The sequence below is a fragment of the Gordonia sp. KTR9 genome, from assembly GCF_000143885.2.
In the GTDB taxonomy this organism is placed as follows: domain Bacteria; phylum Actinomycetota; class Actinomycetes; order Mycobacteriales; family Mycobacteriaceae; genus Gordonia.
In genome coordinates, this window is sequence record NC_018581.1 from 66,561 (window position 1) to 81,060 (window position 14,500).

Annotated in this window: 13 protein-coding genes; 8 read left to right on the forward strand and 5 right to left on the reverse strand. The window is 67.3% G+C overall.

The features are described 5' to 3' along the window. Positions 1 to 241: 241 nt before the first annotated feature. Complete coding sequence (locus KTR9_RS01135; protein ID WP_014924846.1) at positions 242 to 1,720, reverse strand: flavin-containing monooxygenase; 1,479 nt, start codon at positions 1,718 to 1,720, stop codon at positions 242 to 244. A 135-nt stretch (positions 1,721 to 1,855) separates the two neighbouring features. Between KTR9_RS01135 and KTR9_RS01140 the strand changes: the two genes are divergently transcribed. Beyond that, positions 1,856 to 4,096 carry a molybdopterin-containing oxidoreductase family protein gene (locus KTR9_RS01140; RefSeq protein ID WP_014924847.1) on the forward strand — a complete coding sequence of 747 codons (2,241 nt, stop codon included), beginning with the start codon at positions 1,856 to 1,858 and terminating at the stop codon, positions 4,094 to 4,096. A gap of 99 nt (positions 4,097 to 4,195) precedes the next feature. On the opposite strand, the gene KTR9_RS01145 is transcribed toward KTR9_RS01140, so the two are convergent. Beyond that, a complete protein-coding gene (locus KTR9_RS01145) occupies positions 4,196 to 4,861 on the reverse strand; it encodes a fasciclin domain-containing protein (protein ID WP_193363213.1) in 666 nt (221 codons plus the stop codon). Between the two features lie 140 nt (positions 4,862 to 5,001). Further along, positions 5,002 to 5,571, reverse strand: coding sequence for a DinB family protein (locus tag KTR9_RS01150; protein WP_010844888.1), 570 nt, complete (start codon positions 5,569 to 5,571; stop codon positions 5,002 to 5,004). Between the two features lie 205 nt (positions 5,572 to 5,776). Here KTR9_RS01150 and KTR9_RS01155 point away from each other — a divergent pair, with 205 nt between their 5' ends. Further along, the gene (locus KTR9_RS01155; protein WP_044505601.1) at positions 5,777 to 6,430 is read left to right on the forward strand and encodes a pyridoxamine 5'-phosphate oxidase family protein; all 654 of its coding nucleotides are present in this window, start codon (positions 5,777 to 5,779) and stop codon (positions 6,428 to 6,430) included. A gap of 199 nt (positions 6,431 to 6,629) precedes the next feature. Here the strand turns inward: KTR9_RS01155 and KTR9_RS01160 are convergent, their stop codons facing one another. Then, complete coding sequence (locus KTR9_RS01160; RefSeq protein ID WP_014924850.1) at positions 6,630 to 8,207, reverse strand: AMP-binding protein; 1,578 nt, start codon at positions 8,205 to 8,207, stop codon at positions 6,630 to 6,632. A gap of 95 nt (positions 8,208 to 8,302) precedes the next feature. Between KTR9_RS01160 and KTR9_RS01165 the strand changes: the two genes are divergently transcribed. Next, positions 8,303 to 9,106: a helix-turn-helix transcriptional regulator gene (locus KTR9_RS01165; RefSeq protein WP_010844699.1), complete on the forward strand. Its 804-nt coding sequence runs from the start codon at positions 8,303 to 8,305 to the stop codon at positions 9,104 to 9,106. 202 nt (positions 9,107 to 9,308) lie between these two features. After that, positions 9,309 to 10,196, forward strand: a complete 888-nt coding sequence (locus KTR9_RS01170) for a DUF5995 family protein (protein WP_014924851.1) — start codon at positions 9,309 to 9,311, stop codon at positions 10,194 to 10,196. A 243-nt stretch (positions 10,197 to 10,439) separates the two neighbouring features. On the opposite strand, the gene KTR9_RS01175 is transcribed toward KTR9_RS01170, so the two are convergent. Further along, positions 10,440 to 10,715 carry a DUF7218 family protein gene (locus tag KTR9_RS01175; RefSeq protein WP_010844697.1) on the reverse strand — a complete coding sequence of 92 codons (276 nt, stop codon included), beginning with the start codon at positions 10,713 to 10,715 and terminating at the stop codon, positions 10,440 to 10,442. A gap of 256 nt (positions 10,716 to 10,971) precedes the next feature. On the opposite strand from KTR9_RS01175, the gene KTR9_RS01180 reads away from it, so the two are divergent. From KTR9_RS01180 to KTR9_RS01195, 4 genes are all read left to right on the forward strand, one after another. Then, positions 10,972 to 12,060 (forward strand): S-(hydroxymethyl)mycothiol dehydrogenase, encoded by a 1,089-nt coding sequence (locus KTR9_RS01180; protein ID WP_014924852.1) that lies wholly within the window; start codon positions 10,972 to 10,974, stop codon positions 12,058 to 12,060. Beyond that, a complete protein-coding gene (locus tag KTR9_RS01185) occupies positions 12,060 to 12,689 on the forward strand; it encodes an MBL fold metallo-hydrolase (RefSeq protein WP_014924853.1) in 630 nt (209 codons plus the stop codon). Before KTR9_RS01180 ends, KTR9_RS01185 begins: the two co-directional genes overlap by 1 nt. A gap of 63 nt (positions 12,690 to 12,752) precedes the next feature. Beyond that, on the forward strand, positions 12,753 to 13,205 hold the full coding sequence (locus tag KTR9_RS01190; RefSeq protein ID WP_044505610.1) for a hypothetical protein: 453 nt from the start codon (positions 12,753 to 12,755) through the stop codon (positions 13,203 to 13,205). A 173-nt stretch (positions 13,206 to 13,378) separates the two neighbouring features. Next, entirely contained in the window at positions 13,379 to 14,272 is an 894-nt protein-coding gene (locus KTR9_RS01195; RefSeq protein WP_044505611.1) for an SGNH/GDSL hydrolase family protein, read from the forward strand. The last annotated feature ends 228 nt before the right edge of the window (positions 14,273 to 14,500 follow it).

Consider the following 14,500-nt stretch of genomic DNA (forward strand, 5'->3'; position numbering starts at 1 on the left):
GCAGCTCCTACTGGTCCACTCCCGCTGGGTCACATGGTGGGGAGCGGCGCCCCGCGGGGGCGGGGCGGGTTCAGCGAGACGGCTGGCTCGCCGAGCCCAGTATCGGCGCGGCGGAGAGCGAGGAGCAAGGCTTGACCAGCAATTTTACGATGGTGTGGCGAAATCTCGACCGTTTGGACCACACCGGCGTAACGCCGTGGGCGGGGAGGCCGACACCTACCTGGGCCCGGTTCCGCGGAAGTCAGACCCTGCCGAACACCATCGAGTCCTCGACCTTGTTGATCCGGTGATCGATGGCGTCGCGGTAGTAGTTGTGCCGCACCTGCCAGTGACCTCGGGTGCCCGACTTCGGCAACGCCTCCGGGGACCGCTCGACGTAGCCCGCCTTGAGGTCCCACACGGGCCGCGAACCCATGACCTCCGAACCGAGATGCGGATAGGCATGGGTGTAGCCGTGCGTGCGCATGTACTTCACCAGCTCGGCGACGGCACGGGCGGTCATGTCCGCGCGGAGGGTCCACGAGGCGTTCGTGTACCCGACCGACCAGGCGAGGTTCGGGACGTCCTCGATGAGGTAGCTCTTGAAGACGAAGCGGTCGTGTGGTTTCACCTCCGCACCGTCGACGCGCAGCCGGGTGCCGCCGAAGCCGAGCAGCTGTAGCCCGGTCGCGGTCACGATGATGTCGGCGTCGAGGTGCCGACCCGAGGTGAGGGTGACCCCCGACGCGTCGAATCGATCGATGTGGTCGGTGACCATCTCGACCGTGCCCTCGGCGATGTCGGTGAACAGATCGGCATCGGGGACCATGCACATGCGCTGGTCCCACGGGTTGTACGTCGGGTTGAAGTGGAGGTCGACGGGATAGTCCGCCGGCAGGTTCGCCACGACGTTGTTCCGGATCATCTTGCGTCCGAGTTTCGGAAAACGATGGGTGAGATGGACGATCGCGGCGGTCTGCGCCGCGTATCGCGTGCGGATGACCTTGTGCGCGGCCTGTGGCGGCAACAGCTTCTGCACCAGCGGCGCGAGGTACTGCTTCTGTTTGGACGAGAAGATGTACGACGGCGAGCGCTGCAGCATCGTGACGTGTTCGGCCTTCTCTGCCAGACTCGGGATGAGGCTCACCGCGGTTGCGCCACTTCCGATCACCACGATCCGCTTGCCCCGGTAGTCGAGGTCCTCCGGCCAGTGCTGAGGGTGCACGATCTGGCCGGTGAAGTCGTCGGCGCCGGTGAACCGTGGCGTGTACGGATTGTCGTAGTCGTAGTAGCCGGTCGCGAAGATGACGAACCTGGCGCGGTGGGTCTCGCGACGCCGGTCCTCGCCGACCTCGACCCCGAGCGTCCAGGTGTCGGTCGCCGAATCCCAGTCGGCGGTCAGGACGTGCCGGCCGAACCGGATCCGGTCGGTGATGGAGTACTTGGCGGCGGTGTCCTCGATGTACTCCCGGATGTCGTCCCCGTGGGCCAGCGCACGTGGCTTGCGCCATGGCTCGAACGGGTAGCTCAGTGAGTAGATGTCGCTGTCGGAGCGCACGCCGGGATACCGGAACAGGTCCCACGTCCCGCCCATGCGCTCACGGCGCTCGAGGATCAGGTAGTCGGCGTCGGGGTTCTGCTCCTTCAGTCGGTAGGCGCAGTCGATGCCGGACAGGCCGGCGCCGATGATGATCACGTCGCGCACGGATGACTCCGTGGCGCCGGTGTCGCTGTCGGTCACAGGGACCTCCTCGCTGGGGATGCCTCAGGTGCTGACATCATGCAACACTTGTCCTCAGATGTGAACGGAATCACACCGAACCGCAGGCCGGCCCGTCTGCGGAACATCATTGCGCGAGGTCGAGGGGACGCACCGATGCCGATGGACAAGCACACCTATTGCCGTATCTGCGAGCCGCTGTGCGGCATGATCGCGACCGTCGAGGACGATCGGCTGGTGTCGCTGCGGCCCGACAAGGAGCATCCGCTGTCGCGGGGCTTCGCGTGTCCGAAGGGGATCGCGTTCACCGAGATCGTCAACGACCCCGACCGTCTCCGGCACCCGCTCCGGCGGCGCCCCGACGGTGAGTTCGAACAGGTCTCGTGGGACACCGCGCTCGACGAGATCGGGCGGCGGCTGGTCGAGGTGTACAAGTCGTCCGGCAGCGACTCGATCGGCTGGTACTTCGGGAACCCGGCGACGTTCTCGACCGGGCACGTGCTGTGGACCGCGATCTTCATGAACCTGCTCGGGACGCCGCACGTGTACTCGGCGGGGTCGCAGGACGTGAACAACCGGTTCGTCGCCAGTCACTTCCTGTACGGCAACCCGCTGACCGCGCCGATCCCCGACATCAACCGGGTCGACTACCTGGTGATCATCGGCGCGAACCCGGTCGTGTCGCACGGCAGTGTGATGAGCTCGCCGCGTATCCGCGAGGGCCTGAACGCCATCACGGCACGCGGTGGGTCCGTCGTCGTCGTCGACCCTCGCCACACCGAGACCGCCCGGGAGTTCGACTGGCTGCCGATCACGCCCGACACCGACGCCTTGTTCCTGTTGTCGCTCCTCCACGTGCTCTTCGACGAGAACCTCGCCGACCGTGATCGGCTCCGGCGGCAGGCGCGCGGGGTGGCCGAGCTCGAGACGCTCGTCGCGGCATATGCACCGGAGGTGACCGCGGCCCGCACGGACATCGACCCCGAGCGGGTACGCGAGGTCGCGCGGTCACTCGCGCGGACGGATCGTGCTGCGGTGTACGGCCGGGTGGGTACGTCGTTGGGACGTACGGGCACGTTGACGACCGCCCTCCTGGACATGGTCAACCTCGTCGCAGGGAACCTGGACGTGCCCGGTGGCTCGATGTTCGGCGATCTGGGAATTCCCGGACAACGGCTGGGTGTGACTGCCCTGCAACGGGTGTCGAGCTTTCGCTGGGCCGGACGCCGAAGTCGTGTCGGCAATCTGCCGCAGGTCCTCGGGACGGCGCCGGCGTCGTTGATGGCCAAGGAGATCACGACACCCGGACGTGGCCGGCTCCGCGCGCTGCTCGTCAGTGCCGGCAATCCGGTGCTGTCGGTCCCGAATGGTGACGAACTGCGCTCGGCGCTCGACGAACTCGATCTCATGGTGTCCCTGGACATCTACCGCAACGAGACCAACGCCCGGGCCGACTACATCTTGCCGGCCACCACGATGTACGAGCGCGAAGACTTCCTGCTCCCGTTCCAGGCGCTGTTCACGACCCCGTTCAAACAGGCCACCGAGGCCGTGATCCCACCGCAGGACGAGGCCCGCGAGGAATGGACGGTGATCAACGAGCTCATCGGCTTCCTGGCGCCGGAGAATCTGCTGGTCCGGTCACTGCACGCCGGCAACCGGCTGGCACGACGCCTCGGGCGTCCGGTCACCCCGCGCGGCATCTCCGACCTGGTGATCCGGATGGGGTTGGGCGGAGACCGATTCGGTCTGCGCCGCGGCGGATTGACCTACCGGCGTCTGGTCGAGGACCATCCGCACGGGGTCGTGGTCGCCGACGATCTCGCACCCGGGCAGCTCGGGAAGAACATCACCTACCTCGACAGCAAGATCCGCTTGGCGGTACCGGAACTGATGTCCGAGATAGAACGACTGGCGGTCGACGACGACACGGGTTACCCGTTGCGGCTCATCGGCATGCGCGAGATCCGTTCGGAGAACAGCTGGCAGCACAACGCACCGATGTTGTTGCGCGGAGGACGATCTCACGCAGCCAGAATGCATCCCGACGATGCCACGGCACGCGGGCTGGCCGAGGGCGACCTCGCGACGGTGGCGTCGCGACACGGACGGATCTCGTTGCCCGTCACCATCACCGAGGACATCAAGCCCGGTGTGGTCGCGATCCCGCATGGGTGGGGGCACAACGGATCCGGCGGGTGGACGCAGGCGAACGCGGCCGCGGAGAACGACCTCGGCGCCGGTGGCGTGAACGTCAATGCCCTCATCTCGTCGGATCCGGCCGACCTCGAGCGGCTTGCCGGGATGGCCAACATGACCGGGGTTCCGATCCAGGTGGCGGCTCTGACCGACACCCACGTGCGGCCCGGCGAGGCAGTGCCGTCGGTGCGGATCTGACGAGGATCACACGCCCGGGCCCCGCACAGCACGATTCCCACCGGCGGATGTCGCCGGTGGGGATCGCGGAAAACGTTGTCACACAGTGCTACCGGGAAATCACTCGCCGGCCGGGGGCATCAACACCGTGTCGATCAGGTAGACCTGGGCGTTCGACGTGGTGACGCCGCCGCAGACGACCCCGGACTCGTTGACCTTGAGGTCGTCGCCGGATCCGGTCACGGTGACCTGCTGGCCCTCGAGCGTGGTGTGCTCACCGACGATCTGGTCGGGGGCGGTCTGACCCTCGACCACGTGGTAGGTCAGGATCTTGTTCAACAGGGGGGCGTCGGTCTTGAGCTGCTCGATGGTCTCCGGGGGCAGCTTCGCGAACGCATCGTTGGTCGGTGCGAACACGGTGAATTCACCCTCGTTCAGCGTCTTCACGAGGTTGACCTCGGGATTCAGCTGGCCCGAGAGGGCCTGGGTCAGCGTGGTGAGTTCGGGATTGGTGGCAGCCGCGGTGGCGACCGGGACGGTGGACATCCCGTTGACCGACGCCGGGCCCGAGGGGTTGGCCTCGGCATATGCGGCACAGCCGGGTCCGACGAGGTTCGCGGCCGGGTCCGCCATCGCGCTCTCGCTCATCATGGCGCTGGATTCGGTTGCAGCGCCGGTCGTTTCGCTCGAGGTGTCGGAGTCGTCACTGGAACAGCCGGCCATCACGCCGACAGCGAGGACCAGTCCTGTCAACGCACCTGCTACACGGGGAACTCGCTTGATCATCGTCGATCCAATCTGTGGGGTCGGTGTCGACTGCGTCTGATCGGCAGCCTCACAACGTCTTCGGTGCCGGGGGGCCCGCGGATTGGTCGAAGGCGAGACTGATCGTCGAATGCCGGCCGTTCCCTACCGCGACCTGGGCATCACTGGGCCCACTCGGCGTCGGCCCAGTCCTGCCCTTCGGACACCGCGCCCATGGTGGTCTGGCCGTCGAGTGCTTCGCGGATGATGTCGGCGTGGCCGGAGTGATGGGCGGTCTCGCGGAGCAGATGGGCAATCATCGTGCGGATAGAAACCCACTCCCGCTCGGGTGCCCAGGGCGCGGTGGGCTGGGGGATGAGTTCGTCGAGACTCGCGGCGCCGGCGATCACGCGATCGAGTTCTGCCGCCGCGCGATCGTAGGCGTCCAGCCAGCCGGCCAGGGTCTCGTCGTCGCCCATCTCGTACTCGGTCATGGCCTGACTCATGTCGAACTCGGCGTTCTCGTCCCGTTCGGTGATGACGCGGGCAGCGTTCTCCTCGCCGTGTGCGAGGTGCTTGATGAGAGCGCCGATCGTGAGGGTGCTGACCGTCGACTGCTTCCGGGCGTCGTCGTCGGAGAGGTTGCGCGCCGTGATCTTCAGCATGTTGCGTTGGTCCTGCAGGACGGTCAGCAGTTCCTTCTTCTCGCCGGTGACCTCGACGCTGAGTTCTGCGGGGGTGTAGGTGCTCATGGTGTGTCCTCTCGATGTGTGTGAGGACCACGCTATGAGCGATAGAGGACAGTTTCGGTCCTCGTTGGTCAGCCCTGGTGAAAGCCACCCCGCAGAAGTGAATTGGCGACCATATGTCGCTCGGCGCGCTGTGGCGGGTGGTTTCCAGCAGGGGTGCCCCAGCAAACCTGTTGAGCCGACAGCCGTCGCGGGCGACCATGTCCGCATGACCTCGAACGGCGGTACTCCGGTGGACGCGGCATCGCCGCTCTCGTCCTTGACGCGCAAACCCGAGCGGGCAGCCGACCGCGCGTTGCTCGACGCCCTGCTCGACGAGGCGAAGGTCGGGACCCTGGGCACCGTCGTCGACGGCCTCCCCTGGTCGGTGCCGATGCTCTTCGCGCGGGACGGCGACTCGATCGTCCTGCACGGATCGACCGGGGCCGGTGCCCTGCGGCACGTGGCGGCGGGCGCGCCGGTGACCTTCACGGTGTTCGTCTTGGACGGGCTGGTCGTGGCCGACACCCTCTTCGACCATTCGGCGAACTACCGGTCGGCCGTCGTACGCGGTGTGCCCGAAGTCGCCGACGATGCCCAGGCGGCATTGGAGATGTTGTCGGACAAACTCATTCCCGGTCGGGTCGCCGAAGTCCGGTCGACGACGCGCAAAGAGCTGGCGGCGACCGTCGCACTGCGTCTGCCGATCGTCGACGGACAGTGGATCGCGAAGGCGCGGACCGGTGGGCCTGGTGGGGAGTCGGCGGAGTGGACCGGCGTCGTCCCCGTACGGACGGTCTACGACGCCCCGGTGACCCACAGCGGGGAGTCGCCGCCGGATTCGGTGCGGGCGCTCGTGGACCCGTCGTGGGATGTTGGCTGAAGTGACCGGGAGGGATCGGAGAAGCGCAACCAGCGGATAGGGGTGTGACCCGCTGGTTGCGCGTCCGGTGACCGCGTCGTGGGCCGGGCGAGGTCGTCGAAGCCCGGCCAGGCGCAGTCGGTCTTCGCGCGGCGGCGTCAGTGTCCGCGCAGTCGGTTCATCGCTCACACACGGTGAGGCCGTTACGCGCGAACGCGACTCATCTCTGGCGCAGCAGGAACCGTTGGATCTTGCCGCTCGGGGTCTTGGGCAGGGCGTCGACGAAGTGCACGGTGCGCGGATAGGCGTGCGCGGCGAACCTCGTCTTGACCAACTGCTGAAGCTCGGTTTCGAGAGCATCGGTGCCCTCGACCCCGTCCGCGAGGACGACGAACGCCTCCAGGACCTCGCCACGGAGCTCGTCGGGACGGCCCACGACGGCGACGTCGATGATCGACGGGTGGGTGATCAGGACGCTCTCGACGTCGAACGGGCCGATCCGGTACCCGGCCATGATGATCACGTCGTCGTCGCGTGCGGTGAAGAAGTAGCGGCCCTCGTCGTCCACCCGGCCGGTGTCGCCGGTCAGGTACCACCGGCCGTCGGGGGAGAACCGCTGCTCGGTCTTCTCCGGGGCGTCGAGGTAGCCCGAGAACCACATCAGCGGGCTGGCCGGGACGTCGATGGCGATCTGGCCGTCGACGACGCCCGCCGCGAAGCCGGGCATCGGCCGGCCCATCGAACCCGGGACCAGGGTCTCGTGGACCGACTCGTGCCAGTGGTTGTTGATGAACATGCCGTGCTCGGTCTGCCCGTAGTGGTCGCGGACCTCGGTGCCGATGGCGCCCAGCGCCCAGTCGATGACGTCAGGGGTCAGGGGTTCACCGGCCGAGGATGCCCGGCGGAGCGAGAACCCGGAGATGCGCGAGTCCTTGCTGAGCGAGCGGTAGACGGTCGGTGCCGCCGCGAAGTTGGTGACGCCGAGGTCGCCGAGGATCTTGGCGGTGAGTTCGGGGGTGAATCCGGCGTGCAGCAGCAGATTGCGCCGCCCGGCCGCCAGCGGGCCGAGCACACCGTAGTACAGCCCGTAGGCCCAGCCGGGGTCGGCGGCGTTCCAGAACACGTCGTCGGCCTGGACGTCGAGACCGAAGTGCATGTAGGCGACGAACGAGGCGAGCGCCTTGACCGGCACGGGAACGCCCTTCGGCGCACCGGTGGTACCGCTGGTGAAGAGCAGGATCAACGTCCCGTCGCCGCCGACCGCGACCGACTCGGTGACCGCGTCGTGCGAGGCGATGAGATCTTCGAACTGCTCGCCGGCGACCACCGTGGTGATGCCGTCGATCCCGGAGAGCTTGTCCGCCTGACTCGGCTCGGTGATGACGACCTTCGCGGCACCGGCCTGCAGGCGCATCTCGATCGCGGGGGTCGCGAAGGCGGTGAACAGCGGGATGTAGACCGCGCCGAGGCGAGCGATCGCCAGCAGCGAGACGACGAGCTCCTCGCGCTTGCCCATGAGGACGCCCACCGTGTCGCCGCGACCGACGCCCAGCTCCGCGAGAGCCGAGGCGAGTCGCTTGGACCGCTCGGCCAGCTCGCCGTAGGTGACATCAGTGGTGACCGGTCGGACGTCGCCGGACTGGTGATCGCCGGTCTGCTCGACCTCGATCACGGTGAAGGCGACCGCGTCGGGATCGTGTCCGTCGACGAGAAGCGACGCGGCGTCGGCGTCGGGCGCCCCGTAGATCGCCAACCAGCGGTCGACCAGGTCGGTGGGGGTCGTGGTGGCCTGTGTCATCGTGAACCTCGCTCTTGACTGAGTAAGCTGAGTCACAGTGTCCTCCGCGGACGACTTCCTGGAACACCCTCCGAAGAGGGGGAGAGTGAGGTGAGATGCCCGAGCCGCTGAGCGGGATCGTCACCGACGCGCTGCGCCGGGTTCGCAAGTCCAGCGGGGTGCCGCTGGCCTTCGCAGGTGTCCTGAACGGGCCATCGAACCTGCGTCTGCAGCACTTCGCCGGCTCGACGGTCGGAGCTTTGAGGGGGGTGTCGGTCGACGTCGGGCACGGGCTGGGCGGCAAGGTCGTCTCGCTGAACCGTCCGATGGTCGTCGACGACTACCTCCGCACCCCGCGCATCACCCATCGCTACAACACGATCATCGAGCGAGAGGGGTTGCGCGCCATGATGGCCGCGCCGGTGATCGTCGATCGGACGCCCGTGGCGGTGCTCTACGGCGCGCTGCACACCCCGGACCCGATCGGCGGACGGATGCTCGACGTCCTCGCCATGGAGGCCCGCACCGTCGAACACGAGATCGTCGCGTCGCGCGCGCGGCTCGAACACGCCGCCCGGGACGAGGCGGAGATGCGTGACCGGATGACCGCGGCCTACACACGACTCCGATCGCTGGTGGACACCGTCGACGACGACCGGCTTGCCGACGAGCTCGCCGCGATCACCGAGGTCCTGGTCGCGGCGAACCCGGCAGCGCGGACGCAGGTGGATCTGACCGGGCGCGAGCAGGACGTGATCTCCCTTGCCGCACTGGGATACTCGAATGCGCGGATCGCCGAGACGCTCGGCGTGACCGTGTACACGGTGAAGGGCTACATGAAAGATGCGATGCGCAAGCTCGGGGCGTCGTCGCGGCTGGAGGCCGTGGTGACCGCCCGCAGCGCGGGTCTCCTGCCCTGACGACCTCCGCTCCCTGAGGAGCGAGCTTGCGAGCGTCACCCTGCTCCCTGAGGAGCGAGCTTGCGAGCGTCACCCTGCTCCCTGAGGAGCGAGCTTGCGAGCGTCACCCTGCTCCCTGAGGAGCGAGCTTGCGAGCGTCACGAAGGGTCTCGCAACCCCGTCGGAGGGTTGATCCGCGCGCGGAGGGGTAACACCGGGTTCCATGCGAACACTCTCGGTGGCACTGCTGACCGCCGCTCTGCTCGGAACACTCCTCGTCGCCGCGCCGGCAACGTCGACGGCGGCACCCGCCGAGACGTGTGGCACCGAGCTCCGCCCCGCCGACCGGGAGCGGCTCGTCGAGCTCAGTACCTATGAGCGTGATTCGCGAGACCTGCCCCTGGTACAGCTACGACGCAACGTCACGAAGCTGTACGGGATCGTGGACATCCTCACCGACCGTCGCGACCGCCGCGGGCTCTTCGCTCTGGGACTTGCCGCGGTGGAACGCGACGCGGTGATGCCCCTGCAGAACAACCCGCGCGTCTTCCAGACCCCGCGATGGGCCCCGGTGATCAGCCTCGAACTCCTCAACCGGTTCCTCGACGCCGTGCGCGGCGAGTTCGGGGGCGGTCCGGTCGCATCCCAGTGGCGGCACTACTTCGACATGGCGGCCGACTGCGCTGTCCCGGGCCAGCGGGTGGCGATGGCCGGGTACAACTCGCACATCACGGTCGACCTCGCCTACGCGACGGCCGCCTCCCGCGCGACGACTGGAAACGCGCGTGACTTCTTCTTCATCGTCGATGCCATTGCAGCGCATGGGAACTCGATTGTGACATCCACACTTCGGGAGTACGGCGTCGACCTCGGACCGATCTTCCGGTTCTACACCGTCGGGGAGGGCCTCGACCGTGTGGCCGGCGCCGGCCGGGCCACCGGGCCGATGCTGCGGGCCGCCGACGTCGGCTACAACGTGCTCACATTCCGCAACGGCCTCGCGCTCCAAGACGGCCGTGCGGCTGCCGGTGCGCGTGGCGATGTCCGCGCGCTCTGGAACACCGGGGAGACCGCGCTCACCGCGTTCCAGCGTCTCGGCCTGATCCGGTGACCGGCGGGACACTGTGCCCGGACGCCCTCGGCACGTGGTGGTGACCCGGCGGAATAACTTTCCGATCGCCGCAGTTGTACCCCGCGACGGTGACGGACTCAATGCCCCGGGTCCCACCCTTTTGCCGCTTCGAGCGGCCTGTTTGCCGAGAGGCGCACTGACCGGCACCGTCCCACAACACGCCGAAGCCGCCGATCCCTCAGGGTCGGCGGCTTCGGTGTTGTCGGACCGGTTCGTCCCGGATCAGTGATCCCGCAACTTCTCGATGAGCTCGTCCTTCTTCAGATCCGAGTAGCCGGACAGGTCGAGTTCCTTGGCGCGCTTCTTGAGTTCGTCGACGGTCCAGTCCTCGTAGGAGCCGGACTTTCCGCCGCTCTTGCCGACGTCCGAACGCGAACTGTTGGCGGCGGCGTTGGCGATGCGCGCGGACTTCTCCTTCGAGTTCCCCTCGTCGCGCAGCTTCTCGTAGAGTTCGTCGTCCTTGACCGAGGGTCCGGGGTCCTTCTTGTTCTGTGCCATGGTCGACCTCCTCGTGATCGAACGTGAGTGGTGGTTCCTCTTCGGAGTGCCCGCGCGCCCGCGGCGCGAAACAAACCCGGGCCGTGCGACACGACCGACTATCAATAGTGGACGTTGTCCACTCCCAGTGGACCGGCGATCGACCTACGGATAAGGTTGTGACGATGTGTTCCGGCGATGCCGCGGTGCGTCGCTTCGCCCGCGGACACACGTCGCACACGTACCCCGAACAACGCAGTTGCGGAAGGAAGAGCGCATGTCGCAGACAGTCAAGGGAGTCATCTCGCGCAGCAAGAAGGCGCCGACGGAGGTCGTGGACGTGGTGATCCCGGACCCGGGCGCACGCGATGTGGTCGTGGCGATCAAGGCATGCGGTGTCTGCCACACGGACCTGGCCTACCGCGAGGGCGGCATCAACGACGAGTATCCGTTCCTGCTCGGCCACGAGGCCGCGGGTGTGGTCGAGTCGGTCGGTTCCGACGTCACCCATGTGGAGGTCGGGGACTTCGTCGTCCTGAACTGGCGTGCGGTGTGCGGGCAGTGTCGTGCCTGTAAGCGCGGACGCCCCTGGTACTGCTTCGACACCTTCAACGCCAGCGTCCCGATGACCCTGACCGACGGCACCGAACTGACCCCGGCGCTGGGTATCGGCGCGTTCGCCGAGAAGACCCTCATTCACGAATTGCAGTGCACCAAGGTCAATCCCGACACCGACCCGGCCGTGGCCGGGCTGCTCGGCTGCGGTGTGATGGCCGGTATCGGCGCGGCGATGAACACCGGCAACGTCGGTCGTGGCGACTCGGTCGCGGTCATCGGCTGCGGCGGTGTCGGTGATGCCGCGATCGCCGGCGCCCGCCTGGCCGGTGCGACGACCATCATCGCGATCGACCGCGACGCGTCGAAGCTCGAGTGGGCGAGAGACCTCGGTGCCACCCACACCATCGACGGCTCGAAGGTCGACGACGTGATCGCGGCGGTGCAGGAACTCACCGACGGCAACGGCGCCGACGTCGTCATCGACGCGGTCGGCCGCCCGGAGACCTACAAGCAGGCCTTCTACGCCCGCGACCTCGCCGGCGTCGTCGTGCTCGTCGGTGTGCCGACCCCGGAGATGACGCTGGAGATGCCGCTGGTGGACTTCTTCTCCCGCGGCGGCGCGCTCAAGTCCTCGTGGTACGGCGACTGCCTGCCCGAGCGTGACTTCCCGATGCTCATCGACCTCTACGAACAGGGCCGCCTGCCGCTGGACAAGTTCGTCACCGAACGCATCGGCATCGACGACGTCGAAGCGGCGTTCTCGGCGATGGAGGCCGGCAAGGTGCTGCGTTCGGTGGTGGAACTCTGATGTCGGATCTGCGCATCGACAACGTCGTCACCTCGGGCACCTTCAGTCTCGACGGCGGAACCTGGGACGTCGACAACAACGTGTGGCTCGTCGGCAATGACGACGAGGTGATCATCATCGACGCCGCGCACTCGGCGAAGCCGATCCTCGACGGCGTCGGCAACCGCACGGTGAAGGCAATCGTGCTCACGCACGGCCACAACGACCACGTGACCGTTGCCCCGGAACTGTCGCAGGCCACCGGCGCGCCGATTCTGCTGCATCCCGGCGACGACATGCTCTGGAACGACACCCATCCCGATGTCGCGCACCAGGACCTCGAGGACGGCCAGAAGATCGGTGTCGCCGGTACCGAGCTGACGATCATCAACACCCCGGGCCATTCGCCGGGCTCGTCGGTGATCCATCTGCCCGAGGCGAAGGTGCTGTTCTCCGGCGACACCCTGTTCCAGGGCGGGCCGGGCGCGACGGGTCGCTCGTACTCGAGCTTCCCCACGATCATTGCCTCGATCGCCGAGAAGATCTTCACCCTCGACCCCGAGACCAAGGTTTATACCGGCCACGGCGACGGCACGACCGTCGGCACCGAGGCCCCTCACCTGGAGGAGTGGATCAAGCGGGGTAGCTGACCGGCGACTGCGTGAAGGCGGCACCGGGATCTGTGAGTCGTCGTGTGCGGGTAGCGTGCGGCCATGAAATGGGTGCGGGCGGCATGGGTGGTCTTGGGAGTGCTCGGCGTCGCGTTCGCGGTGTGGAACGCGTTCGAACCTGCTGGCTGGTCGTCGATGTCGTGCGGCAAGATCGGCGAACTGGACGAGCCTGGTGTTCGCGCAGACGCGACGTGTGATGACCCGGTGTGGTTCGTGTACGGCGCATGGCCGCCGGTGACTGTCGGTGTCTTGCTGAGTGCCGCACCTGTTGTCGCCGCGCTGGTGATGCGCTGGTGGGTGTCGTGGCTGGCGGTAGCGGCGCTGGCGGGTGTGACCGTCTATGGGTTGGCGCACTGGACCGGCTTCTGGGGGCTGCTGATGGTCGGCGGCGCCCCCATGACGGTGACCGCAATTGTGATCGCGGCATCCCACCTCGGCGTGACGGCGTACCGCGATTCGCGGCGCGCGACAACTGCCGAGTTCGCACCACGGTGACGCCCGGTAAGTGCTCTGTGGTGCAACGGATTTCGTCATCAGGGGCGAAATGTTGCGGGTTCTTGATCGGACTGTTCCCGTTGAGGCGCACGCCGGACGCGGGTTTGTCGGGAGGCGAGTGTTAGTCTCAATAACAACATAAGTAACTTGAGCACCATGATCCGGAGTTCGGAATGCCCTTGCCGTACCGCCGCGGACCGCGCCGACGCCTCGGCATCCGAACCGCGCTGACCGCGGCGGCCACTGCCGTCGCGCTCGTCGGCGGACTCGTCCAGGCCGGTGGGGCCCAGGCAGCGGACGGGTATCCGTACGTGAACCTCGGCGACAGCTACAGCGCGGGCGCGTCGGTGTTCCCCCAGGCGACGAGTGCGGCAACCTTCTGCTCGAACTCGCTGGTCAACTACTCCAGCCTCGTCGCCAAGCGACGGGGGATCCCGGTCGCCGACGTCAGTTGCGCGGGCGCGACGACCGAGAATCTGACCAAGTCGCAGTACCGGTGGCAGGGACCGCAGATCAGCGCGTTGGGGCCGGCCACCCGCTTGGTCACCATGACGATCGGCGCGAACAACAACGGGCTGTTCAACGACTCGACCTCGGCTTGTCAGCAGGCCTGGCTGTCGGCGCCGTTGTCGGCCACCCCGTGCCGCGACGAGTTCGGCACCTCGTTGGTCGACAAGATCAACTCCTCGACCTACCCCGACCTCGTGAACGCGTTGCGCCGCATCGACCGCGCCGCGCCGCGCGCCCGCGTCCTCCTCGTCGGGTATCCGCAGATCTTCCCGGCCCGGGGCACTGCGCTCTGCTCGGCGTCTCTGCTGACCGCGCCCGGAGATATCGGATACCTGCACCGGGTCTTCGCCGCCCTCGACGACGCAATGCGCCGCGCCGCTGCGGCCACAGATACGACCTATGTCGACATGACCAAGGTCTCCGCCGGCCACCACGCCTGCGCGGGCGATCAGCGATGGGTCGAACCGACGTTGGGTGCGGTCAGCTTCCCGGCGATGCACGCCAACACGCGTGGCCAGCAGGCGATGGCCAATCAGGTCGCGGCCGCACTGCGCTGAGGGACCGCGTCGAGAACTGCTAGCCGTGTGGGGACACCACGCACTCGGCGACAATGGCAGAAGAGGCAAATCTACTCTTCAACTACGACCGGACATAGGCTGTCGGCATTTGTAATCAACTGTGGGGCAGGCGCTCGCGTTGCCGAATGTCATGACTGACGTTGCGCCGACGGTTGACGATCCCGGCATCGATGGCACCGCGGATGCGACGGTTCGGTTAGGTGGGCC